This is a genomic window from Paraburkholderia caffeinilytica (assembly GCF_003368325.1).
GTDB lineage: Bacteria > Pseudomonadota > Gammaproteobacteria > Burkholderiales > Burkholderiaceae > Paraburkholderia > Paraburkholderia caffeinilytica.
The window spans coordinates 3,484,294-3,507,756 of sequence record NZ_CP031467.1; the positions used below are offsets into that span (position 1 = coordinate 3,484,294).

Consider the following 23,463-nt stretch of genomic DNA (forward strand, 5'->3'; position numbering starts at 1 on the left):
GCATTCCGAGGGCCACCATGAACAACCCGAAACACATCGACCCGCGTCTGGACCCGACTCGCACGATCCGCGCACCGCGCGGCGCGGAAAAGACCTGCAAGACCTGGATCGCGGAAGCCGCGTACCGGATGATCCAGAACAATCTGGACCCGGAAGTCGCCGAGCATCCGCACGCACTGGTGGTGTACGGCGGCATTGGCCGTGCCGCGCGTAACTGGGATTGCTTCGATCAGATCCTGACTTCGCTGAAGGACCTGAACGAAGACGAGACGCTGCTGATTCAATCGGGCAAGCCGGTCGGCGTGTTCAGGACGCATGCGGACGCACCGCGCGTGCTGCTGGCGAATTCGAATCTGGTGCCGCATTGGGCGACGTGGGAACACTTCCACGAACTCGATCGCAAGGGCCTGATGATGTACGGGCAGATGACCGCGGGCAGCTGGATCTACATCGGCAGCCAGGGCATCGTGCAGGGCACCTACGAGACGTTCTTCTCGGTGGCGAACCAGCATTTCAATGGCGATCCGTCGGGCCGCTGGATTCTGACGGGCGGCCTGGGCGGCATGGGCGGCGCACAACCGCTGGCTGCAACCATGGCCGGCTTCTCGATGATCGCGGTGGAGTGCGACGAGACGCGTATCGACTTCCGTCTGAAGACGCGTTACGTCGACAAGAAAGCGGCGACGCTCGACGAAGCGCTCGCCATGCTCGATGAAGCGAAGAAAGCAGGCAAGCCGGTGTCGATCGGCCTGCTCGGCAACGCAGCGGACGTGTTCGCTGAATGCGTGACGCGCGGCATCACGCCGGATTGCGTGACCGATCAGACCAGCGCGCACGATCCGATTCACGGCTACCTGCCGCAAGGCTGGAATGTCGAAGACTGGCGCGAGCGTCAGAAGACGGTACCGGACAGCATCGTGCTGCCCGCCAAGCAGTCGATGGCCAAGCAGGTTCAGGCGATGCTGACGCTGCAGGAGCGTGGCGCCGCGACGCTCGACTACGGCAACAACATTCGTCAGATGGCGTTGGAAATGGGCGTCGAAAACGCGTTCGATTTCCCGGGTTTCGTGCCGGCGTATATCCGTCCGTTGTTCTGCGAAGGCAAGGGTCCGTTCCGCTGGGTCGCGCTCTCGGGCGACCCGGAAGACATCTACAAGACCGATGCGAAGGTCAAGGAACTGATTCCCGACGATCCGCATCTGCACAACTGGCTCGACATGGCGCGCGAACGCATTGCGTTCCAGGGTCTGCCGGCGCGGATCTGCTGGGTCGGCGTGAAGGATCGTTACCGTCTGGGCCAGGCGTTCAACGAAATGGTCCGCAACGGCGAGCTGAAAGCGCCGATCGTGATCGGCCGCGATCACCTCGATACCGGTTCGGTCGCCAGCCCGAATCGCGAAACCGAATCGATGAAAGACGGCTCGGACGCAGTCAGCGACTGGCCGTTGCTCAATGCACTGCTGAACACGGCAGGCGGCGCGTCGTGGGTCTCGCTGCATCATGGCGGCGGGGTCGGCATGGGCTTCAGCCAGCACTCGGGCGTCGTGATCGTCGCCGACGGCACGGATGCCGCGAAAGAGCGCCTCGGCCGCGTGCTGTTCAACGATCCGGCGACCGGTGTGATGCGTCACGCGGATGCAGGCTATGAACTCGCGCAGGAAACGGCGCGCGAGGCGGGCCTGAATCTGCCGATGCTGGGCCGTTGATCGTGGCGCATCAGCGCTCGCCAGCCGGCAGCAAGGCAAGCACGACGCTCATTCGCGGCGCCGACCTCGTGGCGGCGCCGTGGAAGAACGGTGGCGGCGTCACGCGCGAGGTGGGGGCGTTCCCCGAAGGTGCGGGGCTTGACGCATTCACGTGGCGCGTGAGCATCGCCGACGTGGCGCAAGCGGGGCCGTTCTCGCGTTTCGCGGGTATCGATCGCACGCTGGTGTTGTTGTCGGGCGCGGGCATGTTGCTCGACGAAACAGACGACACCGGCGCGCACGCCGTGAAGACGCATGCGTTGACTCAGCCGCTCGATATCGCGCGGTTTGCGGGCGAAGCGCGAATCGACGCACGCCTCGTCGACGGCGCCACGCGCGACTTCAACCTGATGGTCCGCCGTGGCGCGGCGGAGGGCGAAACAGAAGTGTGGCGCGGCGACTCACAACACACTTTGTCTGCCGACGTCGTGCTGTTGTTCTGCGCAAGCGGTTCGGTTTCGGTCACGCTCGGCGGCGAGGTTCAAGCGCGCGTGCTTGAAGCCGACGACACACTGCGCATCGATACGCCGAATGCGCTGTCGTGCGCAGTGAAGGGCGCGGGCGCAGTGCTCGCGATCCGTATTCGCCATACGTGACGACGGCAACAATGACGACGATTCGCGTGCGCGCTTGAGTCCTGATAACGGCTTGGTAAAGGCCCGCTAAAGGCCCCACAAATGCCAGGCAAAGCGCGCCGCGAATCACCACAGACACGCAACGAGCTGCAAAGAGCACGCGATGAAGCAAACCGTCTGGCATCACCTGAAACTCTGCCCCGAGGGCGATCCCCAGCACACGCTGCCCGATGCCGCGATTGCCGTTGAAAACGGCAAGATCGCGTGGCTCGGCGCAGCTTCCGAATTACCCGCCAGCTATGCCGCGTGGCCGCGCGAAGATCTGCAGGGCGCGTGGGTGACGCCGGGTCTCGTCGATTGCCATACCCATCTGGTGTACGGCGGCCAGCGCGCGGATGAATTCGCGCAGCGTCTCGCGGGCGTCAGCTATGAAGAAATCGCGCGGCAGGGCGGCGGCATCGTCTCGACAGTGCGCGCCACGCGAGCCGCTGACGAAGATTCGCTGTTCCGTCAATCGGCCGCGCGCCTCGAAGCGCTGCTCGCCGAAGGCGTGACGGCGATCGAAATCAAATCCGGCTATGGCCTCGATCTCGCCAGCGAACGCAAGATGCTGCGCGTCGCGCGCCGGTTGGGCGAACGCTATCCGGTGACGGTCTATACGACGTTTCTCGGTGCGCACGCCTTGCCACCTGAATTCGCGGGAAGGGCCGATGCGTATATCGACGAAGTCTGCGACACGATGCTGCCCGCGCTCGCCGACGAAGGACTGATCGACGCCGTCGACGTGTTCTGCGAACGCATCGGTTTTTCTCTGGAACAAAGCGAGCGCGTGTTCAACGCAGCGGAGCGTCATGCACTGCCGGTGAAAATGCACGCCGAGCAGTTGTCGAACGGCGGCGGCACGGCATTGGCCGCGCGTCACCATGCGCTATCCGCCGATCACCTCGAATTTCTCGACGAAGCCGGCGTCGCCGCGATGAAAGCGTCCGGCACCGTTGCCGTGCTGCTGCCCGGCGCGTACTACTTCATCCGCGAGACGCAGTTGCCGCCGCTGGACCTGCTGCGGCGCTATCAGGTGCCGATCGCGATTTCCACCGACAGCAATCCCGGCACGTCGCCCACCACTTCGCTGTTGCTGATGATGAACATGGCAACCACCTTGTTCCGCATGACCGTGCCCGAAGTGCTGCAAGGCGTGACCACGCATGCGGCGCGCGCGCTCGGCAAGGCGGACCGGCATGGCTCGCTGGCGGCCGGACGCGCGGCGGACTTCGCGGTGTGGTCGGTGGAAACGCTTGCCGAGCTGGCTTACTGGATTGGGCGTCCGTTGTGCGCGCGAGTCGTGCGCGCGGGCGAGACGGTTTATACGCGGCGTGATTTGAGCTAGGGCCTGAGAGATGATGCAATCAAAACAATCGCTATTCGCCGATCACGCCTATCTGCCCGACGGCTGGCGCCGCAATGTGCTGCTGGAATGGGACGCGAACGGCACGCTGACAGCGGTCACGCCCGATACGGCGGCGTTTCCTGACGGCGCGCAAAAAGCCGCCGGTCCCGTGTTGCCTGGCATGCCGAATCTTCACTCGCATGCATTTCAACGTGCGATGGCCGGCCTCACCGAGTACCGGGCGAACGCCACCGATAACTTCTGGAGCTGGCGCGATCTGATGTACCGCTTCGCTGCGCGGATCACGCCGGAAGGGCTTGCTGCCGTCGCGCAGTGGCTGTACATCGAGATGTTGAAGGCGGGCTACACGTCGGTCTGTGAATTCCATTACGTGCATCACGCGCCGGATGGCAGCCGCTATTCGAATCAGGCGGAACTGGCGCAGCGCGTGGTCGATGCGGCGTCGGCGAGCGGCATCGGCATGACGATGCTGCCCGTGCTGTATCAGTACAGCGGTTTCGGATCGCGCGCGCCGCGTGAGGATCAGCGGCGCTTCATCAACACGCCGGAGAGTCTGCTCGAGCTGCTCGCTACGGTGCGCGCCGCGCGTCCCGAGAGCGCCGCGTTGCGCTATGGCGTGGCGCCGCATTCGCTGCGCGCGGTATCGGCCGATTCGCTGCATGCACTGCTGAATGGCATCGATAACAGCGCGCCGGTTCACATCCATATCGCTGAGCAAACCGCCGAAGTCGACGCCTGCCTCGAAACCGAAGGCGCGCGCCCGGTGCAATGGCTGCTCGATCGATTCGATGTCGACAGCCGCTGGTGCCTCGTGCACGCCACGCATGTCGATGCGAACGAAACGCTGGCGCTTGCGAAAAGCGGCGCGGTCGCGGGTTTGTGTTTGACCACCGAAGCGAATCTCGGCGACGGCATTTTTCCGGCGCACGAGTATCTCGACGCGCAAGGACGAATCGGTGTGGGCTCGGATAGTCATATCGGCGTCGACTGGCGAGCGGAATTGCGTTTGCTCGAATACGGCCAGCGCCTGACACGCCGTCAGCGTAATGTGCTGGCATCGGCGCAGGCAACGCACGTGGCCGACCGTCTGTTCGACGCCGCGCTCGAAGGCGGCGCGCATGCCACCGGCCGTGCGGTGGGGGCATTGCAAGCGGGCCGTCGTGCCGACTGGCTGGTGCTCGACGCAGATCATTCGAGCATTGCCGGACACGCACCGGACGCGTGGCTCTCGGGCGTTGTATTCTGCGAACATGGCGAGACGCCGATTCGCGACGTCTATGCGGGCGGCGACAAGGTCGTCGACAACCGCCGCCATCGCGATGAAGAGGGTGCTTACGCGCGTTATCGCGAGGCGCTTACCGATTTGCTCAAGTAAACTGTCGACGCCACGTGCTGAGGCAAACTGCTTGCGCCGATGGCTGAACACGCTGAGCGTTCAACCTTAACCGATCTCATCGACCCCATCGACCCCGGACTGACATGACTGCCTCGTCTACTGCCACAACTCCGCCGGTTCTATCGCTGCATCAGGGAAGCCTGCCGTTGCTGATTTCGATCCCGCATCTGGGCACGCAAATCCCGGCCGATATCGCCGCAACGATGACGCCGGTCGCGCAGCGCACCGACGACTGCGACTGGCATCTCGACCGTCTCTACGCGTTTGCGAAACGCATGGGCGCGTCGATCCTGTCGCCGACCTACGCGCGTTATGTGATCGACCTGAACCGTCCGCCCGACGGCGCGAATCTGTATCCGGGACAGGACACCACCGGCCTGCTGCCGGTCGATACCTTCGACAAGGAACCCTTGTACCTCGACGGCCATCTGCCGACCGACGCCGAAGTCGCACGCCGGCGCGATGCTTACTGGAAGCCCTACCACGAAGCGCTGACGGGCGAACTGGCCGCGCTGAAGGCGAAACACGGCAAGGTGCTGTTGTGGGAAGCGCATTCGATTCGCTCGCACGTGCCGCGTTTTTTCGAGGGACGTCTGCCGGATTTCAACTTCGGCACCTCGAACGGCGCCAGCGCGGTGGCTGGATTGGGCGAGGAATTGGCCGCCGTGGTCGAACGGCATGGCGGGTATTCCGCTGTCGCCAATGGGCGGTTCAAGGGCGGGTATATCACGCGGCAGTACGGGCAGCCGTCGCAGGGTGTGCATGCGGTACAGCTCGAGTTGTCGCAGATTACGTATATGGAAGAGCAGATGCCGTATGCGTATGACGACGCGTTGGCCTTGAAGGTCGAGCCCTTGCTGGAGAAACTGATGACGACGGCGCTGGAGCGCGTCAAAACGGCTTGACGGCGGCGGCTTGACGGCGGCGGCTCGACGACAGCAGTTCGACAGCGGCGGCCTGGCGTCGCTGCTGTCCAAGGTATCCCTTTCATTTTCTCCACGCGGCTCGCCACGCATCGCATTTAGCGCGGCCGGGACCGCGTCGGCTGACACCGCAAAGGTGTAACAGCATGTGTCCGTGATTGCATGCTGCGGTTTTCGCGCCGAACGTATAGAGCGTCGCAGGATGGTTAAAGGATGAACCGCGAGGTTGTCGACTCGCGGGGTGTTGGCCTGCGTTTCGTCGGCACGGAGCGGCCACAAAAAAGCCCCGCTTCTGGCGGGGCTTTCCGATGCGCGCCGTATCGGGCGCTGCATGACGATCAGTGGCAGCGGCGTTCCCAGTGATGGTGGACGCGCACCTTGTGGCATACGGGGTGATGATGCTCATAAGCCTGAGCGGGAGCGATCGCGCTTAGTGCGGCGACGGTTGCTGCGACGGCGAGGACAATTTTCTTCATTACAAAATCCTTAAATCATGGTGGTGGTGCTCACGCTGCGGCACCTGGCGTGCCACAACGGTTCGAAAGAATGCCACACATCGCGCGCATAGCGAAGGAACGCTGAGCGAATGCACGGGTCAACTCAGAACGCCGAGCTTCGTGGCGTTTTATCCCCTGGCGGCAACGCGCCGTAGCGTGTCATTGCGCAACTTCGACAGTCGCGGGATGCGCATAGGCATTGCGCCCCATGGGCTGAAGCGGCTACCCTTTCAGAACGATGACGTGTGAGAGCGCGTCGTCCCTACATCGGGCAAAAAGATGGAAGACCCAGCGATGGAAGATTCCGACGAATTGCTACTCCCGGTCTGGCGAGCGAACCTGGTGCTGCTGACCCGGGAGGTCGGCGCGGCGACGCGTCTCGCGCGCATGATGACCTTTTCCGCCAGCTACCTGAAATTGATACTGTCCGGCCAGCGCGAATTCAGCGAGGAGTTCGTGCGCGGTATCGAGGCGGTCACCGGCTTGCCGCATGGCTGGATGAACGCGTCGCATACCGAGCAGGACATACCGGCCAATGCGCGCGAAGCGATCGACAACGAACAGCCGCTTGCGCGTTTTCGCGGCACGGCGCATCCGGTGCGCAAGAAAACGGTGTTGCGGCCACCCGAGCCGATTTTCGGCCAGGCGAGTCCGGCCAAGCGCGTGGAAGAAGAGACGCTCGACGCCGAAGCGCATCGGCGTCAGGCCCACTTCCGCAAAGTTCGCGATCTGGCGATACAGGATGTGCGGCGTTTCGAGCGGCATTTGAGCCATACGCCGGTGGACCTTGCGTCAATGCGATCGAAAGTGGAGGACGTGATCGCCGCCGCCGATCTCGACGACCCGATTCAGGCCGACCTGGCCGGCCGGCTCGAGCAGATCGAAAAGCATCGGCATTTGCTGCTCAGGCATGTGGAGCGCTTGCAGGCTTTGCTCGGGCAAATCGGGGGAACGGATTGATGCCCGCAACTGGGCGTCGTCGCTGCATGCAGACCTGAACCGGCCGGTCGTCCGGCCGCGGCTTAACGCCTGCGGCGCGCGTTGCCGAGGGCGACGCGGTAATGCAGCACGTCCATGTCCCAACTGCCGATCAGCCAGCCGTAGAGGTCGTCGGCGGCATCGATGGCGGCGGCGCGCGCCGGGGCGCTCAAGGCGGCGTGAAAGCCGCGGTCGACGGTGTCGTCCAGCATGTTCATCGTCTGTGCTCCTTTGGGCGTTCAGTGAAGGCACCCGCGCCGGAACGGGCAAAACCGCGCCGGCCGCCGATGTGCTAAAACGACGATACGGACTCAGCCGAGGTGCATCTTGGGGAAAATTGCCGTCACTTTGCAGCAGGCGCTCGCGCAGCGCGCACGGGAAGGCACGCGCGGCAGCACAAGCGCGCGTCCGCTGGCCCAGGAGGGGGGCTGGGACGTCGCGGACATCCTCTGCACCTTCGGCCCGCGCGACCAGCCGTTCGAAGAGCGCCACGCGGGTGTGTGCATCGCGATGGTGGTCGCCGGTTCGTTCGGCTACCGGAGCGCGACGGGACGTGCGTTGCTCACCCCCGGCGCGCTGCTGCTCGGCAACACGGGTGACTGTTTCGAATGTGGCCATCGGCATGCGGCGGGCGATCGCTGCCTTGCCTTCCGCTATGCGCCGGCTTACTTCGAGCGGCTCGCCGCGGACGCAGGCATCGCGAGCGGCGATCTGAACTTCAGGCGCGCGCGCATTCCGTCGTTACCGGTGTTGTCGCCGCTGATCGCGCGGGCCTGTGCCGGCGCCCTGGACGCGGGCGGCGCGGTGTGGGGCGAACTCGCGGTCGAACTGGCGGTCTCGACGCTCAAGGCGGCGGGCGCGTTGACGCGTGCGGAACCGCCCGCAAGCGCCGCGGCCTGGTCGCGCGTCGCACAGACGGTGCGCCTGATCGACGACACGCCAGGCGCGCCGCATACGCTCACGAGCCTCGCGGCCGCGGCGGGCCTGAGCGAGTTCTACTTTCTGCGCACGTTCCAGCGCGTGACAGGCGTGACGCCGCATCAATACGTGTTGCGGGCACGCTTGCGAGCGGCGGCGCTGCGTCTTCGCGAGGACAGCGCGAAGATCGTCGATATCGCGCTCGATTGCGGCTTCAACGATCTGTCGAATTTCAATCACGCGTTTCGCGCGGAGTTTGCGTCGAGTCCGCGTGGGTGGCGCGCGAGGGGCAGGGCGCGTCGCGCATGACGCGGCATGGGATGTTCATGAAGCTGGCCGTCACGTGGGCGCTGGTCGTGTGCGCAGTCGTCGCGCAGGCTGAGGGGCGGGCCGCGAGCGCTCCGAGTGCTTCCAACGCTGCCAGCGAACCTAACGCCGCCAATACCACCAACGCCTCTCGCGGTTCCAGCCCCTCGAGCGCAGCCGGCGCCTCCGATACCCCCAACGACGACCGCTCCCCCTCGACGATGGAGCGCGACGTCCACCTCTTCGTGATCCAGAAAGACGGCTCCGTCGAAGAGCAGGACGACACGGTCCTGCGGGCCAACACGACGAGCGGCGTCGACGATATCGCACAACGTTACGTGTGGTTCAACAAAGACATCGAGCAACTGCAATTGCTGGCGGCGGAAACGATCGACCCGAACGGCGTTGCGCATCCGGTCGGCCCCGAGGCGATTCGCGACGTGCAGGAACCCCGCTCGGCGGGCGCACCGAGTTTCGAAGACGGGGTGTTGCGCACGGTGATCTTTCCGGGTGTCGAACCTGGCTCGCGCTTGCATCTGGCGTTTCGCAAGACACGCACGAAGCCCCTGCAGGCCGGCACGTTCGCGTATCTGGTCGAACCGACGCGCGAGCCTGTCGAGATGCAGCGCCTGATCTTCGACCTGCCCGCCGACGTGCCGCTTTATGCCGATGCGCGCGGCTACGTCGCGCTGCCGCCGGTCACGGCAAACGGCCGCACCCGCTACACATTCGATTACCAGCACGGCACATATGCACCGCTCGAAGCGGGCGCGGTGGGCTATGCGAACTGGGGTGACCGGCTGATGGTATCGACGGTGCCGGACTTCGCGAGTTTCGCCGCGCGTTATCGCGGTCCTGCCGCCGACGCGACGATGAGCGACCCGGCGATCGTTCAACTCGCGCAGAGCCTGACAGGCGAGGCGAGCGGCTCGCGTGCGAAGGCGCAGATCCTGTACGACTGGATGCGCCTGAACATTCGCTACGTTGCACTGTTTCTCGGCGAGACGGCGGCGATCCCGCATAAGGCGATCGACATCCTGCACAACCGCTATGGCGACTGCAAGGATCACGTCGCGTTGTACAGCGCGCTTCTCGCCGCGGTCGGCATCCACCGCGCGGCCGTGCTGCTCAATCTCGGGCCGTACTACAGTTTGCCGGACGTGCCCGGCTACGGCGAAAGCGCGATCAATCATGCAATCATCTGGATTCCTGATCTATCGCTATTTGCCGACACCACGGCAGGCGGCATGAGTTTTGGCTATTTGCCGCCGAGCGTGATGGACCGGCCCGTCTTGCTGGTCGACGAGGGCGTGCTGGCCCGCACGCCGGCCACCCAGTTGCGCGAGCGCGCGGCGCGCCTGCAGATCGACGTCGACGAGAGCGGGGCGGCGAACTACGCCTATCGCGTGGAAGACGCCGGCTATACCGCCGAGCTCGAACGCAACATGTTTCGACGGGCAACGCGGCAGCGCACGCAACAGATCGCGGCGAATCGCCTGTTGCTGACGGGCCTGCATGGCACAGCGCAGCTGCACCCGGGCGATCTGACGTCGACCGACGGACCTTTTTCCACGTCGATGCAGGGACGGGTGGCGCACTTCGTCTGGACCGACGGTACGACCGCCGTGCCGGCCCTGACGAGCTTGTCCGGCGGAATGGCCGGGCAGGTGCAGGGGTGGCTTGCGGAGCCCGCCAGAACGCAGCCGTGGGCCTGCATCGGCGGGGAATTCGACGAAACGCTGGAAATGACGCTGCCGCGATTTGCCCGCGTGACGGATGTGCCGCCGGATGCCACGGTGAAGGATCGCTTTTTCGAGTTTTCTTCTCGCTACGTGTTCGATCCCGCCGCGCGGCTCTTGCAGGTCAGGCGACGCCTGCGAGCCGCGTTTGGCCATCAGATGTGCTCGGCCGACGAATTCGCCGGCGTGAAGGACGATCTCGTCCGGATCGAGCGCGATCTCGATGCCGAGCTGGTGGTGAAGGTGGTCAAATAGGCAGGGATGGCATCGGCGGCGCCCACGGCAGCGGCGGTAAGAAAGTACCGCCACTGCCGCACGAACAGCCACAGGAACAGCGGCACCAACAACAACGCCGTCGCGGCCAAACAGAGACGCTTAAGTTCCGCTCTTGGTCACGATAGGCACCCAGGCGCCGCTCTTGACCTGATAGAGCGTGGAAGCGCCGCTCTTCAACGCCCCGGTGCCGTCGAAGGAGATCTTTCCGGTTACGCCGTCGTAATCGATCGCCTTCAGAACCGGCCGGTAAACGGTCGGCGAGGTGGATTTCGCCTGCTGCATCGCCTTGATCGCGGCCCATGCCCCGTCATAGCCAAACGGCGCGTACGACAGGATATCCACACCGAACCGCTTCTTGAACTTCGCGGAAAAGTCCTTGCCGCCCGGCAATTGGGCCAACGGCCTGCCGTATTCCCAGGCCATCGCGCCTTCGGCCGGGTCGCCGGCGAGCTTGATGAAGTCCTGGTCCATCACGCCGCCGCCACCCACCAGCTGCGCGTTCATTCCCAGTTGCTTCATCCGCTTCGCGAAGCCCGCCGCCTGCGTATCCAGACCGCCGAAGAAAATCAGATCCGCATTGGCCGCCTTGATCTTGGTGATCTGCGTGCTGAAGTCCACCGCGTGATTGTCGGTGTATTCGCGCGCCACGATGTTGCCGCCGTGCGCCTTCACCGCTTTCTCGAACTCGTCGGCCTCGCCCTGGCCGAACGCGGTGCGGTCGTCGATGATCGCAATGCGTTTGGCCTTCGTCACCTCGACGGCATAGACGCCCGCGTTGCCAGCGTTCTGCGCGTCGGTGGAAATCACCATGAAGGTGTTTGCGAAGCCGCGCCCGGTGATGATCGGGTTGGTGGCGGCCGGGTCGATCACCGGAATGCCGGCCTGCTCGTACACCTGCGACGCGGGAATCGTCGTGCCCGAATTGAAGTGGCCGACGATCACCGATACGCCCGCGTCGACCAGCTTCTGCGCGGCCTGCACGCCGACGCGCGGGTCGGCCTGGTCGTCCTCGGAGACGAGCTGGAATTGCGCGACCTTGTCGCCGATCTTGATCTTCTGCGCGTTGGCTTCCTCGATGGCAAGCCGGACACCGTTTTCCAGATCCTTCCCATAGCCGGCGTTGGCACCCGTCAGCGGCGCGGCGAAGCCGATCTTCACCGGCAGGTCGTCGGCGAAACTGGCCAGCGGCGCGATCGCGAAGGCAGCGCCAACGAACAGTGCAAGCGGTTTCAGCGTGTTTCGAAGACTCATGGTCTCTCTCTCCATCGACAGTTTCAGGTGTGAAAGCGGTAAGGCGGTAACGCTGGATCGACGCGCCATGGCATTCACATGCCGGTCAATCTGGCGCGAATATAGAAAGCCAATTTGCGACCGTCTTGGCAGTTCGCGGCGCTTTGAATGAGGATTTCGGCATAACCTGCGCAGCGCTTGGGCTGGCGGCCTGTCAGCGGCGGCGCGTGGGTGCGGATTGCGGCATATGCTTAAGAAGAAGGACGACCGCTGTCCGCTGAAGAAGCGAAGGGGATAGGGTTGGGAGAGGGCGCCGGAGAAACCGGCGCGAGCGCGCCGGCCTTACTATCGCGGCGCAGCCGCGAAACACACTTGCGCGGGCTTGCCGCGAAAAACGACAGAAGCGAAAGAACGGCCGAAGCCGAGTCGACAGCGGGCTAGAACGACACCTTCAACGCTCGCCTTGCTGGCGCAGCAACTCTTCACGCAGACGCAGGAGGGGCGCCTTGGTTTCCTCGTCGGCCCAGGTGTCGAGATCGTCGATTGCGCGCTGGCAGCCGTCGAGCACCAGGTCGAGGTCCACCGGCACGCCGTTGTTCAGCGCGAATTCGATGGTTTCGGCGAACTGCTCGCACTCGTCCTCGCCGTACGAAATGTCGAGGTTGTCGGCGATGATTTCGGCGATGTTGCTGCGCGCCTTGTCGTCGGGCGTCACCATGTCGACGATGCCGCGCGCCACCGCCGGCGAATAGTAAAGCGCGATGTCGAGCCACTGTGCGGGATCGAAGTCGGCCTGGTCGAACTGGTGCTCGAAGTACTCGATCGCTTCCTGCTCGTGCGCTTCGTCCGCGTCGACACTGATGCACAACTGCTCAAAAAATTCTTCCCGCTCGCTGCGGATATAACCGTCCATCGATGCCTCGTCTGCTGAATGCCGGATGTCCGGATGCCCGGACGCCAAAAAATGCGGCGCAGGCGGCTGGCGGTCTAGGCCTGCGCGGCACGCATTATAGGACGTGCAGTTGACAAACGTGGGTCGCGTGCCGCGTATGGGTTCGCCGGCAACTGACGCGGCAGGCAGGCGTGTGCGTTGAGCTTCGCTCAGGCGCCAGGCCGCGACACGGTCTTAAGCCGTCTCCGCCACCCATGCATCGAACCATTCACGTGGTTGCGCGATATCGTTCTGCGCGGCCACCAGTTCGAGCTCATAGCGCCCGGCCTGCCACGTCGCTTTCACCACCGCGTTCACGGCGGCCAGCGTGTGTTCGAAGGCCGCGCGGATCGAATCGCCCAGCAGCGTACGTGCGACAAACACCGCGCTCGTCAGATCGCCGACGCCCACCGGCTGCCGCGCAAACGGGTAGAGCGGGCGCTGGCCCATCCACGCCTCGCGCTCGGTGACGACCAGCATGTTGAAACGGTCGGCGGGGCTGTTGCGATCGAGCAGATGTTTGACCAGCACGAGCTTCGGCCCGCGGGCGATGACCTCGCGGCACGCGGTCACGGCCTCTTCGAGCGTTTCGATCTCGCGACCCACGAGGCGCTGCAACTCGGTATGGTTCGGCGCCATCGCGTCGGCGACCTGCGGCATGGTGCGCACGAGAAACGCCTGGATGCCCGGCTCGACCTTGCAGCCGCTCGCGGCGCCCATCACCGGATCGCAGAAATACCACGCGCGCGGATTGGCGGCCTTCACGGCCTTGACGATCTCCAGCACCGCCTGCGCCTGCTCGGGCGTGCCCAGATAGCCGGACAGGACAGCGTCGCAGCGCGGCAGCATGCCGATCGCGCCGATGCCTTCGACGAGCTCCTCCATCTGCGAGGATTCGATCGCGCCACCGGTCCAATGGCCGTATTGCGTGTGGTTCGAGAACTGCACGGTATTGAGCGGCCAGACATTGACGCCGAGCCGGCGCATCGGGAAGACGGCCGCGCTGTTGCCGGCGTGCCCGAAGACGACATGTGACTGAATGCTCAGAACGTTTTTCGTCATGGTGTGGCCCGCGCAAGCGTGATGCGCGATCAATGAGAACGGAAGGATGGCCGCGGTAACGAACCGGCCCTGGCCGGGCGCCTGAAGCGGCGTGAATGTCTCAGATGGTGCAAGAAAAATGCGCGATCTGCATCGTCAGGAAACAATACATGAGTTTGTCACGCGCGAGTTGATCCGTCCCCGTGTTGTTGCGCCGAACCATCAAACGGGTGGGCGTGCGGGCGCCCGGACGAAGGGCTGTGCGAGGGCGCCGGTCCCGCGAAACCGGCGCTCAGCGACTCGTCGGTCGCCGAGGCTGTGCGCAACCGCGAATCAGGCGAGATCAGGCGAGTTCGCGATACAGCGCCAGATAGCGCTCGGCCGAGGCGCCCCAGCCGAAATCCTGGTGCATCGCGCGGCGTTGCGTGGCTTTCCACTCGGTGCGCCGGTCATAGAGCGCAAACGCGCGGCGGATCGCTGCGGCAATGCCTTTGGGCTCGAATCGTTCGAACACGAAGCCGGTGGCGAGATCGTCGGCGAGATTTTCGAGCGACGCATCCACGACCGTGTCCGCCAGACCGCCCACGCAATGCACGAGCGGCAGCGACCCATAGGCCAGCGCATACAGTTGCGTGAGCCCGCAGGGCTCGAAGCGAGACGGCACCGCGATCACGTCGCTGCCCGCGACGATCGTATGCGCGAGGGTCTCGTCGAAACCCAGTTCGACCGCCACCGCTTCCGGATGCGTATGCGCGACCCGTTTCAAACCGTTTTCGAGCGCCGGGTCGCCGGTGCCGAACACCACCAGCTGGCCGCCGCGCCTGACGATTTCCGGGGCCGCCTCGAGCAGCAGGTCAAGGCCCTTCTGCTCGGTCAGCCGGCTCACCACGCCGAATAGCAACGCATCGCTTCTCTGCGCGAGGCCGAAGCGCTTCTGCAGCGCTTCCTTGCAGGCCAGTTTGCCCGCCAGACGGGTCGCGGTGTAGTGATCTTCGAGCAACGCGTCGGTGGCGGGATTCCATACCGAGTAGTCGACGCCGTTCAGGATGCCGCTCAGATCGTGCGAGCGATGGCGCAGCAATCCGTCTAGCCCGCCACCCTGTGCCAGTGTCTGGATTTCGCGGGCGTAGGTTGGGCTGACGGTGGTGATGCGGTCGCTGTAGTAGAGCCCTGCCTTGAGAAACGACAACTGCCCATAGAATTCGATGCCGCGCATGCTGAAGAAGTCGTCCGGCAGCGCCAGCTGGCCGAATTGATGCGCCGGAAAAACACCCTGATACGCGAGGTTGTGCACCGTGAAGACGCTGCGCGCGAACGAGCGGCCGTGCTGCCGTTCAGCCGCCTTCAGATAGGCGGGCGCGAGTCCGGCATGCCAGTCGTGCGCGTGGACGATCTGCGGCGCCCACGCCGGGTCGAGGTGCTGCGCCAGCTGGGCGGCGACCCAGCCGAGCAGGGCGAAGCGTTGCGCGTTGTCGCCGTACGGCACGTGTTCGTCGTTCAGATACGGGTTGCCGGGCCGGTCGTACAGCGTGCCGGCGCGGATCACATAGACGATCAGGCCGTTCGACGGCAACGTGCCCTGTTCGAGCGCGACGCCCGGCGAGTCGAAACGGCGGCCCAGTTGCGCCACCGGCCGCAAGTCCGTCAAACCGGCGACGACCGCCGGAAAGCCGGGCAGCAGCACCCGCACATCGGCGCCCCGCTCGATCAGCGCGGGCGGCAACGCGCCCGCGACGTCGGCGAGACCGCCCGTTTTGAGGAGGGGATACAGCTCGCTTGCGACGTGCAGGGCGCGAATCGTCATAGGCTCGGTCTCGTTCCTGTTGGTGCGGATTTGGCGTCAGGTTCACGGTGTGCGGCAAGACGGGCGGGCGGCTGCGTCAGCCCGTTCGTCTCGCCGTCCCGCCGCCGATCACGTCCCTTTCTGCCGCAGCGCCTCGGGCGTGACCAGCACGACGCCGTCATCGGTGCGATAGAAGCGTTCGGCGTCGGCCGCCGGATCTTCGCCGATCACCGTGCCGTCCGGAATGGCGCAGCCGCGGTCAATCACCACTTTCTGCAGGCGGCAGCTCGCGCCGACGGTGACCTGCGGCAACAAGACTGCCTCATTGATATTACAGAACGAACTCACTTTGACGTTCGACGACAACACCGAACGCGAAATCTGCGAGCCCGAAATCACACAGCCGCCGCACACGATCAGATTATTGCCGGTGCCTTGCAGGCCTTTCATGTCGCGGACGAACTTGGCGGGCGGCAACTGCTCCTGATACGTCCAGATCGGCCAGTTGCGGTCGTACAGGTCGAGCGTCGGGATGGTGGAGGCGAGGTCGAGGTTGGCCGCCCAATAGGCGTCGATCGTGCCGACGTCGCGCCAGTAAGGCTCCACGCTCGGGTCCGACGACACGCACGACATGCTGAACGGATGCGCGATCGCCGAGCCTTGTGTGACGACGCGCGGCAGGATGTCCTTGCCGAAGTCGTGATCGGTATCGGCGCTGGAGATGTTCTCTTCGAGCAGCGAATACAGGTAATCGGCGCTGAACACGTAGATGCCCATGCTGGCGAGCGCCGAATCCGGGCGGCCCGGCATGGCGGGCGGATCGGCGGGTTTCTCGACGAAACCGGTCACGCGCCGGTTTTCATCGACGGCCATCACGCCGAAGGCCACGGCGTCCATGCGCGGCACTTCGATGCAGCCGACCGTGCAATCCGCGCCGCTTTCCGCGTGATCCGCGATCATGCGCGTGTAGTCCATCTTGTAGATGTGGTCGCCCGCCAGCACCACCACGTATTTCGGCCGGATCGAGCGGATGATGTCGAGATTCTGGAACACGGCGTCCGCGGTGCCGCGGTACCAGTGGGCGCCTTCCACACGCTGCTGCGCCGGCCACAGATCGATGAATTCGCCGAATTCGCCGCGCAGAAAGCCCCAGCCGCGCTGCAGGTGGCGCAATAGCGAGTGCGCCTTGTATTGCGTGACCACCGCGATGCGGCGGATGCCGGAGTTCAGGCAATTGGAGAGCGCGAAGTCGATGATCCGATACTTGCCGCCGAAGTGCACCGCCGGTTTGACGCGCTTGTTGGTGAGCGGCCCGAGCCGCGTGCCCCGTCCGCCCGCGAGGACGATGGCGAGGGTGGTGCGTTGCAGATCGTTCAGCCGTGCCGGAGTTTCCATTTGTGTCTCCTTTGTTGACCGGAGCTGGCGCTTCAGCGTCGGCCAGAGTTGGTGCTTACTCTGGTCCCATGCGAAGCACTTGCTCCAGTCCCATGCAAGATAGTTGCTGATTGGTATACCCCGGATGGTCTTGTGCTTTCGATCCGCACTATTGATTCGTGCTGCCAGGCGGCTTTTGTCGTCGCGAGCCCGTCTGCTAGTTCTAGCACCGATTTGCCGCGGGCGAATAGTGTGAATTGTGCGGATGCCGCTTGCTCAGCCGCCTTGCGAACGATCGACCCTTGCAGCGGACGCATCCGTGCGCCACGACACACAGGGCGTCAGGCGAACTGCCGCAATATGCGTGCCACACCGCCCGGCGCCGCCATGGGCCTGCGCGGCCGGCAGCAGAGTCCGGCGGCGCATCGTAGAATCGTCCGCTCCGAACGGGGTGCAGGCGTTGGCTTGCCGGCGCCCGCGGCCTGAGTGCTTCACGCTGATTTCCCTTTGCACGAAACGATCGATGAATTGTCGCCGCCTGTCTTTGTTCGCCATCTTGAGCGCCTGCGCGCTGGCCGTTGCGACCGGTGCTTCCGCCGCCACGCCGGTCGGCGCGGCCGTGGCGGGTAGTTCGGTTGGTTCGGGTCTTTCGGGTCTTGCCGCCAGCCAGCCCGGTTCCGGGGCCGCCGGCAGCGCGCCGGCGGCAGCCGTCGACAACGGCGGTCCGGCGTACGGCCCCGAGTTGCAGGGCTTCAACTATCCGGCGCCTGTCGAGCAATACGACTTCACTTCACAAGGCGTGGCGCTGCACATGGCGTACATGGATATCAAGCCGGAGCACGCGAACGGCCGCACGGCCGTATTGCTGCACGGCAAGAACTTCTGTGCGGCGACGTGGGATGCGACCATTCATCGTCTGAGCGACGCCGGCTATCGGGTGATCGCGCCGGATCAGATCGGTTTTTGTAAATCGAGCAAGCCGGAGCACTATCAGTACAGCTTTCAGCAACTGGCGCGCAACACGCATGCGCTGCTCGAATCGCTCGGCGTGACCGATGCGACAGTCATCGGCCATTCGACCGGCGGGATGCTCGCGATACGCTATGCGCTGATGTATCCGCATGAAACGCAGCAACTGGTGCTGGTCAATCCGATTGGACTCGAGGACTGGAAGGCGAAGGGGGTGCCGTCGCTATCGGTCGACCAATGGTATGAGCGCGAGCTGAAGACGACGGCGGACGGCATTCGCCGCTACGAACAGGCGACTTATTACGCGGGCCCGTGGCGCGCCGACTATGAGCCGTGGGTGCAGATGCTGGCGGGGATGTACCGCGGCCCGGGCAAGCAGATCGTGGCGTGGAATTCCGCGTTGCTGTACGACATGATCTACACGCAGCCGGTCGTGTACGAGCTGGGCCACCTGAGCATGCCCACGCTGCTGCTGATCGGCCAGAAGGACACGACCGCGATCGGCAAGGACGCGGCGCCGCCCGAGGTGCGCGCGAAAATCGGCCACTACCCCGAACTGGGCAGGGCCGCCGCGAAGGCAATTCCACACGCGACGCTCGTCGAATTCGCCGACTTGGGGCATGCGCCGCAGATGCAGGATCCGCAGGCGTTTCATCGGGCGCTGCTCGATGGCCTGGCGGCGGTGCCGGCAAATCGGTGAGTTCTGGCGCGCGTTTGAGTCGAAGCGCTTTGGCCGAAGTCAAAACCACGACGTGGGCTTGAGTCGAAGCCTGGATTTGAGTTCGAAGTCGCACGGCCTGAACGGGACAGGCGAGGATTGCGGCGGGTGCAACTCGAGGTTCGTGTACCTTGGCCAACTAGTCGACTGGTGAAAAAAGAAGAGCGGTCCTTTGCTGAATAGAGGCCGCCCTTCTTTAGTACTGGCCGGCGTTATTGCTTGCCGGCGCCCAGCTCGTCGCGCACTTGCGCGGCGATCTCGAACGAACGCAGCCGTGCTTTGTGATCGTAGATTTGCGCGGTCAGCATCAATTCATTCGCGCCGGTCTGATCGATGACCGACAGCAGTCCTTCGCGAACCGTATCCCGATCGCCGATCACGGAGCAGGCGAGTGAATGCGCGACGCCGTTCAACTCCATCTCCGACGCTTCGATCCGTTCGACCGGCGGTTGCAGTTGACCAGGCGTGCCGCGCCGCAGGTTGACGAACTGCTGCTGCAGCGAGGTGAACAGACGCCGCGCTTCGTCGTTGCTATCGGCGGCGAAGAGATTGACGCCGACCATGGCGTACGGCTTATCGAGTGTCGCCGACGGCCGGAATTGCTCGCGATAGACCTTCAGCGCGGTGAACATGTGGTCTGGTGCAAAGTGCGACGCGAATGCGAACGGCAGACCGAGCGCCGCAGCCAGCTGCGCGCTGAACAGCGACGAGCCGAGCAACCACAGCGGCACATGCAGACCCGCGCCCGGAACGGCACGAATGCGCTGACCCGGCACGGGGTCGGCGAAATAGCGTTGCAACTCGACGACGTCGTCGGGGAACGACTCCGCGCTATTTTGCAGGTCGCGGCGCAGCGCGCGGGCGGTGCTTTGATCGGTGCCGGGCGCGCGGCCGAGGCCCAGGTCGATACGATCGGGATAGAGCGAGGCGAGGGTGCCGAACTGTTCCGCGATGACGAGCGGTGCATGGTTGGGCAGCATGACGCCGCCGGAGCCGACGCGGATTGTCTTCGTCCCACCGGCCACGTGGCCGATCACCACCGCGGTGGCCGCACTGGCGATGCCCGTCATGTTGTGGTGTTCAGCCAGCCAGAAGCGGCGGTAGTTCCAGTTTTCCGCGTGCCGGGCGAGGTCCAGTGTGTTCCTGAATGCGTCCGCGGGGGTGGCGCCTGCGGTGACCGGCGATAGGTCGAGGACCGAGAAGGGGATCATTTTCTGTTCATGTGCTGTTTCGGGCGCTTTCGCGCGATGGGGCATTGTGGCAAAGGTTCTGGTTTTCTGCTGATGGGGTGGGGATGTCCACGTTCGTGGAAGGGGGTTTGGAGTTGGTTGCCTGCTGCTGTCAACCGGATACCCTGGTGGTCGCGATCAAACGGTTTTGGGCCGGGTGAGTTTTCGAGATTCTTGATCTGACGGCTCACCGTGCCCTGTGTGACGCACAGGGCGCGGCGCGCTGGCGTTGTGTCGAAATCTGGCAAGCCGGCTCGCGGAAGCCGGGCCGTATTTCATTTGTTTTCGCCCAAAAAATTCTTTATAGCAGCGCATTTGGGGACATTCGACGTCTCCATATCGTCTGGACACGCCAGCCATTTGTAAAAATCCAGCTCTTGACTCGCGATTTTTGACCGGCACGCGGCTACTTGAAAATCAGTATCCGGCATATATTCGTCACGCCATTCATTAAACGCAAGCGCAATAACAGAACAATCCGATTTCAGCTTGTCTTTCCAGATTTTGAAATTTGCATCAAGCGCAGCTTGTTTATCCCCTTTGGTATTTTTTCTGATGCTTTCGTAAAGTTTGTTGGCCTTTGAAATTGTCTTGTTCGTGTCGATGCTGGTGCATGTCAAAAAGTCATCGCGCGTTTTCGCATTTTTCTCGCAAGTGGAGTCTGCAAATGCAGACGAAAAAGCAAAAATAAAAATAGAGGTGGCCATAATCTTAATGGCTTGCATCGTAATCTCCATTTTCGCCTTCAATCGTTCCGGCCTTGTGATTCGCGTGAACACGGCTCTTGTCGCTGCTCGTAAGCGGGTCATCTTCGACCACGGCGTAATAGATGGACATCGTTAAAGTTCCTTTCTTTATCGCAGGTGGTCTTCGTTCGACATCAATGAGTGGTGGTGCCCGCGTGCGTCGGCACGAAGCTGGTGGCATGCGCTTTGCGGTGGGGGCTATCGGCAATCATGGCACCGTTATCAAGCATGCTTCCTGTCACTGCGACCGGTTTGAAATGAGACATATCGGGTATGCCGACACCCGCAATAATCTGTGCGCGACTGCCATCCGCGTACTCGGTGCGCTCAGTCAGTGAGCCAATCGTGGCGAGGGGATATTGGGTTCCAGTCGGTGAATTTTGTGTCATGTGTCCGTCTCCTTCGCGTTTGAAAAAAGTTTTGCGAAGAGACTCACGCATCGGATCGCGAACCGCTATAGGACAAGTACGAAAAATGGAGCGCCCAGGGACGAAAAAAGCTCGCACGCGGCGACAAGAAAACCCCACCGCCATAGCCACACGGACAACAAGCACGGCGCAGCCAACTCCCTTCCCGTTACATGCAATCCCGATATACATATGGCCGATCAATATTTAACAACCGCATGTAGCGCTGCTACCTTAAACCCCTCGAACAGAGCACTGCATCCAGCCAGGAAAGCCACCGCCCCGCCGGGCAAAAACCACCCAGGGAGACACACACCGTGTCCATCGAATTCATCGGCATGATCCAGACCCGCAAGGTGTCTGAAACCCACGCTCCGCAAGGTCCGGTCATCGACATCGACTACGTGGAGCAATTCGCCCGCGCACATGAAGCCGCGGGCTTCGACCGGATCCTCGTGCCGCATCACTCGACGAGTCCCGATGCGCTCCTCACCGTCGCCCACGCGGCCAGCGTCACGAGCAAAGTGCACTTCATGCTCGCGCATCGCCCGGGCTTCGTTGCACCCACGCTCGCCGCGCGCCAACTGGCGACACTCGATCACTACTCGGGCGGCCGTCTCGCCGTGCACATCATCTCCGGTGGCGACGACGCCGAACAACGCCGCGACGGCGACTATCTGTCGCATGACGAACGCTACGCACGCACCGACGAATACCTGCACATCCTGCGCCGCATCTGGACCGAAGCGAAACCCTTCGATCACAACGGCCAGTACTACCGCTTCGAACAAGGCTTCTCCGAAGTGAAACCGCTGCAGCAACCCCATATCCCCGTGTACTTCGGCGGCGCGTCGGCGCCCGCGCTCGAAATCGCCGGACGTCATGCCGACGTCTACGCGCTCTGGGGCGAATCGAAGGCGCAAGTGCGCGAACAGGTTGCACGCGTACGGGCCGAAGCGACCAAACACGGTCGTACCGTGCGTTTCTCGGTGTCGTTCAGGCCTATTCTTGCCGCGACCGAAACCGCCGCGTGGGCGCGCGCGGAACACATCCTCGAAGAAACGAAGCGGTTGCGCGCGGCGCAGGGGCTCGGTGTCGGCGGCCCGGCGCAAAGCGAAGGCGCACGGCGGCTGCTCGCGGCATCCGGTGAATCGGATCGGGTCGATGAACGTCTGTGGACCGGTGTCGCCAAGGAAATCGGCGGACGCTCGAATTCGACCGCGCTGGTCGGCACGCCGGAACAGGTGGCCGAAACGCTCGCGGAGTATTACGCGCTCGGTGTCTCGACCTTCCTCGTGCGCGGCTTCGATCCGCTCGAAGATGCGATCGACTACGGCCGCGAACTGATTCCGGCCACTCGCGAACGGATCGCGCGCGTCGAACGCGTGGCCGCCTGACCGGAGCCACGATGACCGATCTGTCCGCCGCACTGGAAGACGCCCCGACGCCGCAAAGTGCCCCCACGCTGCCAGGCACCCCAGATACACCGCCGCTCCAGCGTCACGCGCCGCTCCGCAAATTCTGGTTCGACGACGTCCCGCCACGCGCAAGCATCGCCTCTGAGCGGCGCCATCGGCAGGAGCGGCTCGCCGTGGCGTTTCGCCTGTTCGCGCGCTATGGTTTCGACCAGGGTCTGGCCGGCCATATCACCGCGCGCGATCCGGAGTGGCCCGATCACTTCTGGGTCAATCCCTTCGGCAAGCATTTCAGCCGCATTCGCGTGTCCGATCTGCTGCTGGTGAATGCAGAAGGGGAGATCGTGGTTGGCGAGGGGCCGGTGAATCAGGCGGCGTTCGCGATACATGCGGCGATTCACGAGGCGCGCCCCGATGTGGTCGCCGCCGCCCATACGCATTCGCTCTACGGCAAGGCATGGTCGACGCTCGGCCGCACGCTGGATCCGTTGACGCAGGACTCGTGCGCGTTCTATCAGGACCACGCCTTGTTCGACGACTTCCGCGGCGTCGTGCTCGATACCGATGAAGGCGCACGCATCGCCGCGGCGCTGGGGGAGCGAAAGGCGGTGATCCTGAAGAATCACGGCATTCTCACGGCCGGTCCGAGCGTCGAGGCGGCGGCATGGTGGTATATCGCGCTCGATAACGCCTGCCATGCCCAATTGCTCGCCGAAGCCGCCGGCTCGCCACAGGCCATCCCGCACGACGTCGCCACGCTGACGCACGAGCAAGTCGGTCGCCCCGGCGGCGCGCTGTTTGCATTCCAGAGCCTGCTGGAAGGGCTGGTCGAAGCCGAGCCTGACGTCCTTACCTGAGC

Annotated in this window: 22 protein-coding genes and 1 pseudogene; 11 read left to right on the plus strand and 12 right to left on the minus strand. The window is 63.8% G+C overall.

Annotated elements, in window-relative coordinates; translation table 11 throughout:
* Nucleotides 1-17: 17 nt before the first annotated feature.
* From hutU to hutG, 5 genes are all read left to right on the plus strand, one after another.
* On the plus strand, nucleotides 18-1,706 hold the full coding sequence (gene hutU / locus DSC91_RS31865; RefSeq protein WP_115782492.1) for a urocanate hydratase: 1,689 nt from the start codon (nucleotides 18-20) through the stop codon (nucleotides 1,704-1,706).
* A 2-nt stretch (nucleotides 1,707-1,708) separates the two neighbouring features.
* Nucleotides 1,709-2,341, plus strand: a complete 633-nt coding sequence (locus DSC91_RS31870) for a HutD/Ves family protein (RefSeq protein ID WP_115783579.1) — start codon at nucleotides 1,709-1,711, stop codon at nucleotides 2,339-2,341.
* A 142-nt stretch (nucleotides 2,342-2,483) separates the two neighbouring features.
* Nucleotides 2,484-3,707 carry an imidazolonepropionase gene (hutI, locus tag DSC91_RS31875; RefSeq protein ID WP_115782493.1) on the plus strand — a complete coding sequence of 408 codons (1,224 nt, stop codon included), beginning with the start codon at nucleotides 2,484-2,486 and terminating at the stop codon, nucleotides 3,705-3,707.
* A gap of 10 nt (nucleotides 3,708-3,717) precedes the next feature.
* The gene (locus DSC91_RS31880) at nucleotides 3,718-5,103 is read left to right on the plus strand and encodes a formimidoylglutamate deiminase (RefSeq protein WP_115782494.1); all 1,386 of its coding nucleotides are present in this window, start codon (nucleotides 3,718-3,720) and stop codon (nucleotides 5,101-5,103) included.
* Between the two features lie 104 nt (nucleotides 5,104-5,207).
* On the plus strand, nucleotides 5,208-6,029 hold the full coding sequence (gene hutG / locus DSC91_RS31885; RefSeq protein ID WP_115782495.1) for an N-formylglutamate deformylase: 822 nt from the start codon (nucleotides 5,208-5,210) through the stop codon (nucleotides 6,027-6,029).
* A 356-nt stretch (nucleotides 6,030-6,385) separates the two neighbouring features.
* Here the strand turns inward: hutG and DSC91_RS37965 are convergent, their stop codons facing one another.
* Entirely contained in the window at nucleotides 6,386-6,523 is a 138-nt protein-coding gene (locus DSC91_RS37965) for a hypothetical protein (protein WP_167470532.1), read from the minus strand.
* A 315-nt stretch (nucleotides 6,524-6,838) separates the two neighbouring features.
* On the opposite strand from DSC91_RS37965, the gene DSC91_RS31890 reads away from it, so the two are divergent.
* On the plus strand, nucleotides 6,839-7,504 hold the full coding sequence (locus DSC91_RS31890; RefSeq protein ID WP_115782496.1) for a hypothetical protein: 666 nt from the start codon (nucleotides 6,839-6,841) through the stop codon (nucleotides 7,502-7,504).
* A 62-nt stretch (nucleotides 7,505-7,566) separates the two neighbouring features.
* Here DSC91_RS31890 and DSC91_RS37715 read toward each other — a convergent pair whose 3' ends face one another.
* A complete protein-coding gene (locus DSC91_RS37715; RefSeq protein ID WP_162831425.1) occupies nucleotides 7,567-7,740 on the minus strand; it encodes a hypothetical protein in 174 nt (57 codons plus the stop codon).
* A gap of 109 nt (nucleotides 7,741-7,849) precedes the next feature.
* Between DSC91_RS37715 and DSC91_RS31895 the strand changes: the two genes are divergently transcribed.
* Together DSC91_RS31895 and DSC91_RS31900 are read left to right on the plus strand one after the other, a co-directional pair.
* On the plus strand, nucleotides 7,850-8,749 hold the full coding sequence (locus tag DSC91_RS31895; RefSeq protein ID WP_115782497.1) for a helix-turn-helix transcriptional regulator: 900 nt from the start codon (nucleotides 7,850-7,852) through the stop codon (nucleotides 8,747-8,749).
* Between the two features lie 11 nt (nucleotides 8,750-8,760).
* The gene (locus tag DSC91_RS31900; RefSeq protein WP_425272060.1) at nucleotides 8,761-10,740 is read left to right on the plus strand and encodes a DUF3857 domain-containing transglutaminase family protein; all 1,980 of its coding nucleotides are present in this window, start codon (nucleotides 8,761-8,763) and stop codon (nucleotides 10,738-10,740) included.
* A gap of 120 nt (nucleotides 10,741-10,860) precedes the next feature.
* Here DSC91_RS31900 and DSC91_RS31905 read toward each other — a convergent pair whose 3' ends face one another.
* The 5 genes from DSC91_RS31905 to glgC form a co-directional block, all read right to left on the minus strand.
* Complete coding sequence (locus DSC91_RS31905; RefSeq protein ID WP_115782498.1) at nucleotides 10,861-12,012, minus strand: branched-chain amino acid ABC transporter substrate-binding protein; 1,152 nt, start codon at nucleotides 12,010-12,012, stop codon at nucleotides 10,861-10,863.
* A gap of 430 nt (nucleotides 12,013-12,442) precedes the next feature.
* Nucleotides 12,443-12,904 (minus strand): hypothetical protein, encoded by a 462-nt coding sequence (locus tag DSC91_RS31910; RefSeq protein WP_115782499.1) that lies wholly within the window; start codon nucleotides 12,902-12,904, stop codon nucleotides 12,443-12,445.
* Between the two features lie 213 nt (nucleotides 12,905-13,117).
* Nucleotides 13,118-13,984 carry a pyridoxal kinase PdxY gene (pdxY, locus tag DSC91_RS31915; protein ID WP_115782500.1) on the minus strand — a complete coding sequence of 289 codons (867 nt, stop codon included), beginning with the start codon at nucleotides 13,982-13,984 and terminating at the stop codon, nucleotides 13,118-13,120.
* A gap of 322 nt (nucleotides 13,985-14,306) precedes the next feature.
* Nucleotides 14,307-15,767, minus strand: coding sequence for a glycogen synthase GlgA (gene glgA / locus DSC91_RS31920; RefSeq protein WP_115782501.1), 1,461 nt, complete (start codon nucleotides 15,765-15,767; stop codon nucleotides 14,307-14,309).
* A gap of 108 nt (nucleotides 15,768-15,875) precedes the next feature.
* Nucleotides 15,876-17,141 carry a glucose-1-phosphate adenylyltransferase gene (glgC, locus tag DSC91_RS31925; RefSeq protein WP_115782502.1) on the minus strand — a complete coding sequence of 422 codons (1,266 nt, stop codon included), beginning with the start codon at nucleotides 17,139-17,141 and terminating at the stop codon, nucleotides 15,876-15,878.
* Between the two features lie 502 nt (nucleotides 17,142-17,643).
* Between glgC and DSC91_RS31930 the strand changes: the two genes are divergently transcribed.
* Nucleotides 17,644-18,789 (plus strand): alpha/beta fold hydrolase, encoded by a 1,146-nt coding sequence (locus DSC91_RS31930; RefSeq protein WP_115782503.1) that lies wholly within the window; start codon nucleotides 17,644-17,646, stop codon nucleotides 18,787-18,789.
* 230 nt (nucleotides 18,790-19,019) lie between these two features.
* On the opposite strand, the gene DSC91_RS31935 is transcribed toward DSC91_RS31930, so the two are convergent.
* The 5 genes and pseudogenes from DSC91_RS31935 to DSC91_RS31950 form a co-directional block, all read right to left on the minus strand.
* Nucleotides 19,020-20,018: an LLM class flavin-dependent oxidoreductase gene (locus tag DSC91_RS31935; protein ID WP_115782504.1), complete on the minus strand. Its 999-nt coding sequence runs from the start codon at nucleotides 20,016-20,018 to the stop codon at nucleotides 19,020-19,022.
* Between the two features lie 110 nt (nucleotides 20,019-20,128).
* Nucleotides 20,129-20,260 (minus strand): annotated as a pseudogene (locus DSC91_RS38395) (helix-turn-helix domain-containing protein); the annotation flags it as partial.
* 51 nt (nucleotides 20,261-20,311) lie between these two features.
* Nucleotides 20,312-20,761, minus strand: a complete 450-nt coding sequence (locus tag DSC91_RS31945; protein ID WP_115782506.1) for a hypothetical protein — start codon at nucleotides 20,759-20,761, stop codon at nucleotides 20,312-20,314.
* On the minus strand, nucleotides 20,748-20,873 hold the full coding sequence (locus tag DSC91_RS38570) for a hypothetical protein (RefSeq protein WP_268238810.1): 126 nt from the start codon (nucleotides 20,871-20,873) through the stop codon (nucleotides 20,748-20,750). Before DSC91_RS38570 ends, DSC91_RS31945 begins: the two co-directional genes overlap by 14 nt.
* 43 nt (nucleotides 20,874-20,916) lie before the next feature.
* Nucleotides 20,917-21,171, minus strand: coding sequence for a hypothetical protein (locus tag DSC91_RS31950; RefSeq protein ID WP_115782507.1), 255 nt, complete (start codon nucleotides 21,169-21,171; stop codon nucleotides 20,917-20,919).
* Between the two features lie 335 nt (nucleotides 21,172-21,506).
* Here DSC91_RS31950 and DSC91_RS31955 point away from each other — a divergent pair, with 335 nt between their 5' ends.
* Nucleotides 21,507-22,586 carry an LLM class flavin-dependent oxidoreductase gene (locus tag DSC91_RS31955; RefSeq protein ID WP_115782508.1) on the plus strand — a complete coding sequence of 360 codons (1,080 nt, stop codon included), beginning with the start codon at nucleotides 21,507-21,509 and terminating at the stop codon, nucleotides 22,584-22,586.
* An 11-nt stretch (nucleotides 22,587-22,597) separates the two neighbouring features.
* Nucleotides 22,598-23,461: a class II aldolase/adducin family protein gene (locus DSC91_RS31960; RefSeq protein ID WP_229758115.1), complete on the plus strand. Its 864-nt coding sequence runs from the start codon at nucleotides 22,598-22,600 to the stop codon at nucleotides 23,459-23,461.
* The last annotated feature ends 2 nt before the right edge of the window (nucleotides 23,462-23,463 follow it).

What these genes read in the sequence shown, in the direction of transcription:
- hutU (WP_115782492.1), top strand. Translation starts at nt 18, where the DNA reads ATGAACAACCCGAAACACATCGACCCGCGTCTGGACCCGACTCGCACG.
- hutI (WP_115782493.1), top strand. Translation starts at nt 2,484, where the DNA reads ATGAAGCAAACCGTCTGGCATCACCTGAAACTCTGCCCCGAGGGCGAT.
- DSC91_RS31880 (WP_115782494.1), top strand. Translation starts at nt 3,718, where the DNA reads ATGATGCAATCAAAACAATCGCTATTCGCCGATCACGCCTATCTGCCC.
- hutG (WP_115782495.1), top strand. Translation starts at nt 5,208, where the DNA reads ATGACTGCCTCGTCTACTGCCACAACTCCGCCGGTTCTATCGCTGCAT.
- DSC91_RS37965 (WP_167470532.1), bottom strand. Translation starts at nt 6,523, where the DNA reads ATGAAGAAAATTGTCCTCGCCGTCGCAGCAACCGTCGCCGCACTAAGC.
- DSC91_RS31890 (WP_115782496.1), top strand. Translation starts at nt 6,839, where the DNA reads ATGGAAGATTCCGACGAATTGCTACTCCCGGTCTGGCGAGCGAACCTG.
- DSC91_RS37715 (WP_162831425.1), bottom strand. Translation starts at nt 7,740, where the DNA reads ATGAACATGCTGGACGACACCGTCGACCGCGGCTTTCACGCCGCCTTG.
- DSC91_RS31900 (WP_425272060.1), top strand. Translation starts at nt 8,761, where the DNA reads ATGTTCATGAAGCTGGCCGTCACGTGGGCGCTGGTCGTGTGCGCAGTC.
- DSC91_RS31905 (WP_115782498.1), bottom strand. Translation starts at nt 12,012, where the DNA reads ATGAGTCTTCGAAACACGCTGAAACCGCTTGCACTGTTCGTTGGCGCT.
- DSC91_RS31910 (WP_115782499.1), bottom strand. Translation starts at nt 12,904, where the DNA reads ATGGACGGTTATATCCGCAGCGAGCGGGAAGAATTTTTTGAGCAGTTG.
- pdxY (WP_115782500.1), bottom strand. Translation starts at nt 13,984, where the DNA reads ATGACGAAAAACGTTCTGAGCATTCAGTCACATGTCGTCTTCGGGCAC.
- glgA (WP_115782501.1), bottom strand. Translation starts at nt 15,767, where the DNA reads ATGACGATTCGCGCCCTGCACGTCGCAAGCGAGCTGTATCCCCTCCTC.
- glgC (WP_115782502.1), bottom strand. Translation starts at nt 17,141, where the DNA reads ATGGAAACTCCGGCACGGCTGAACGATCTGCAACGCACCACCCTCGCC.
- DSC91_RS31930 (WP_115782503.1), top strand. Translation starts at nt 17,644, where the DNA reads ATGAATTGTCGCCGCCTGTCTTTGTTCGCCATCTTGAGCGCCTGCGCG.
- DSC91_RS31935 (WP_115782504.1), bottom strand. Translation starts at nt 20,018, where the DNA reads ATGATCCCCTTCTCGGTCCTCGACCTATCGCCGGTCACCGCAGGCGCC.
- DSC91_RS31945 (WP_115782506.1), bottom strand. Translation starts at nt 20,761, where the DNA reads ATGCAAGCCATTAAGATTATGGCCACCTCTATTTTTATTTTTGCTTTT.
- DSC91_RS38570 (WP_268238810.1), bottom strand. Translation starts at nt 20,873, where the DNA reads ATGTCCATCTATTACGCCGTGGTCGAAGATGACCCGCTTACGAGCAGC.
- DSC91_RS31950 (WP_115782507.1), bottom strand. Translation starts at nt 21,171, where the DNA reads ATGACACAAAATTCACCGACTGGAACCCAATATCCCCTCGCCACGATT.
- DSC91_RS31960 (WP_229758115.1), top strand. Translation starts at nt 22,598, where the DNA reads ATGACCGATCTGTCCGCCGCACTGGAAGACGCCCCGACGCCGCAAAGT.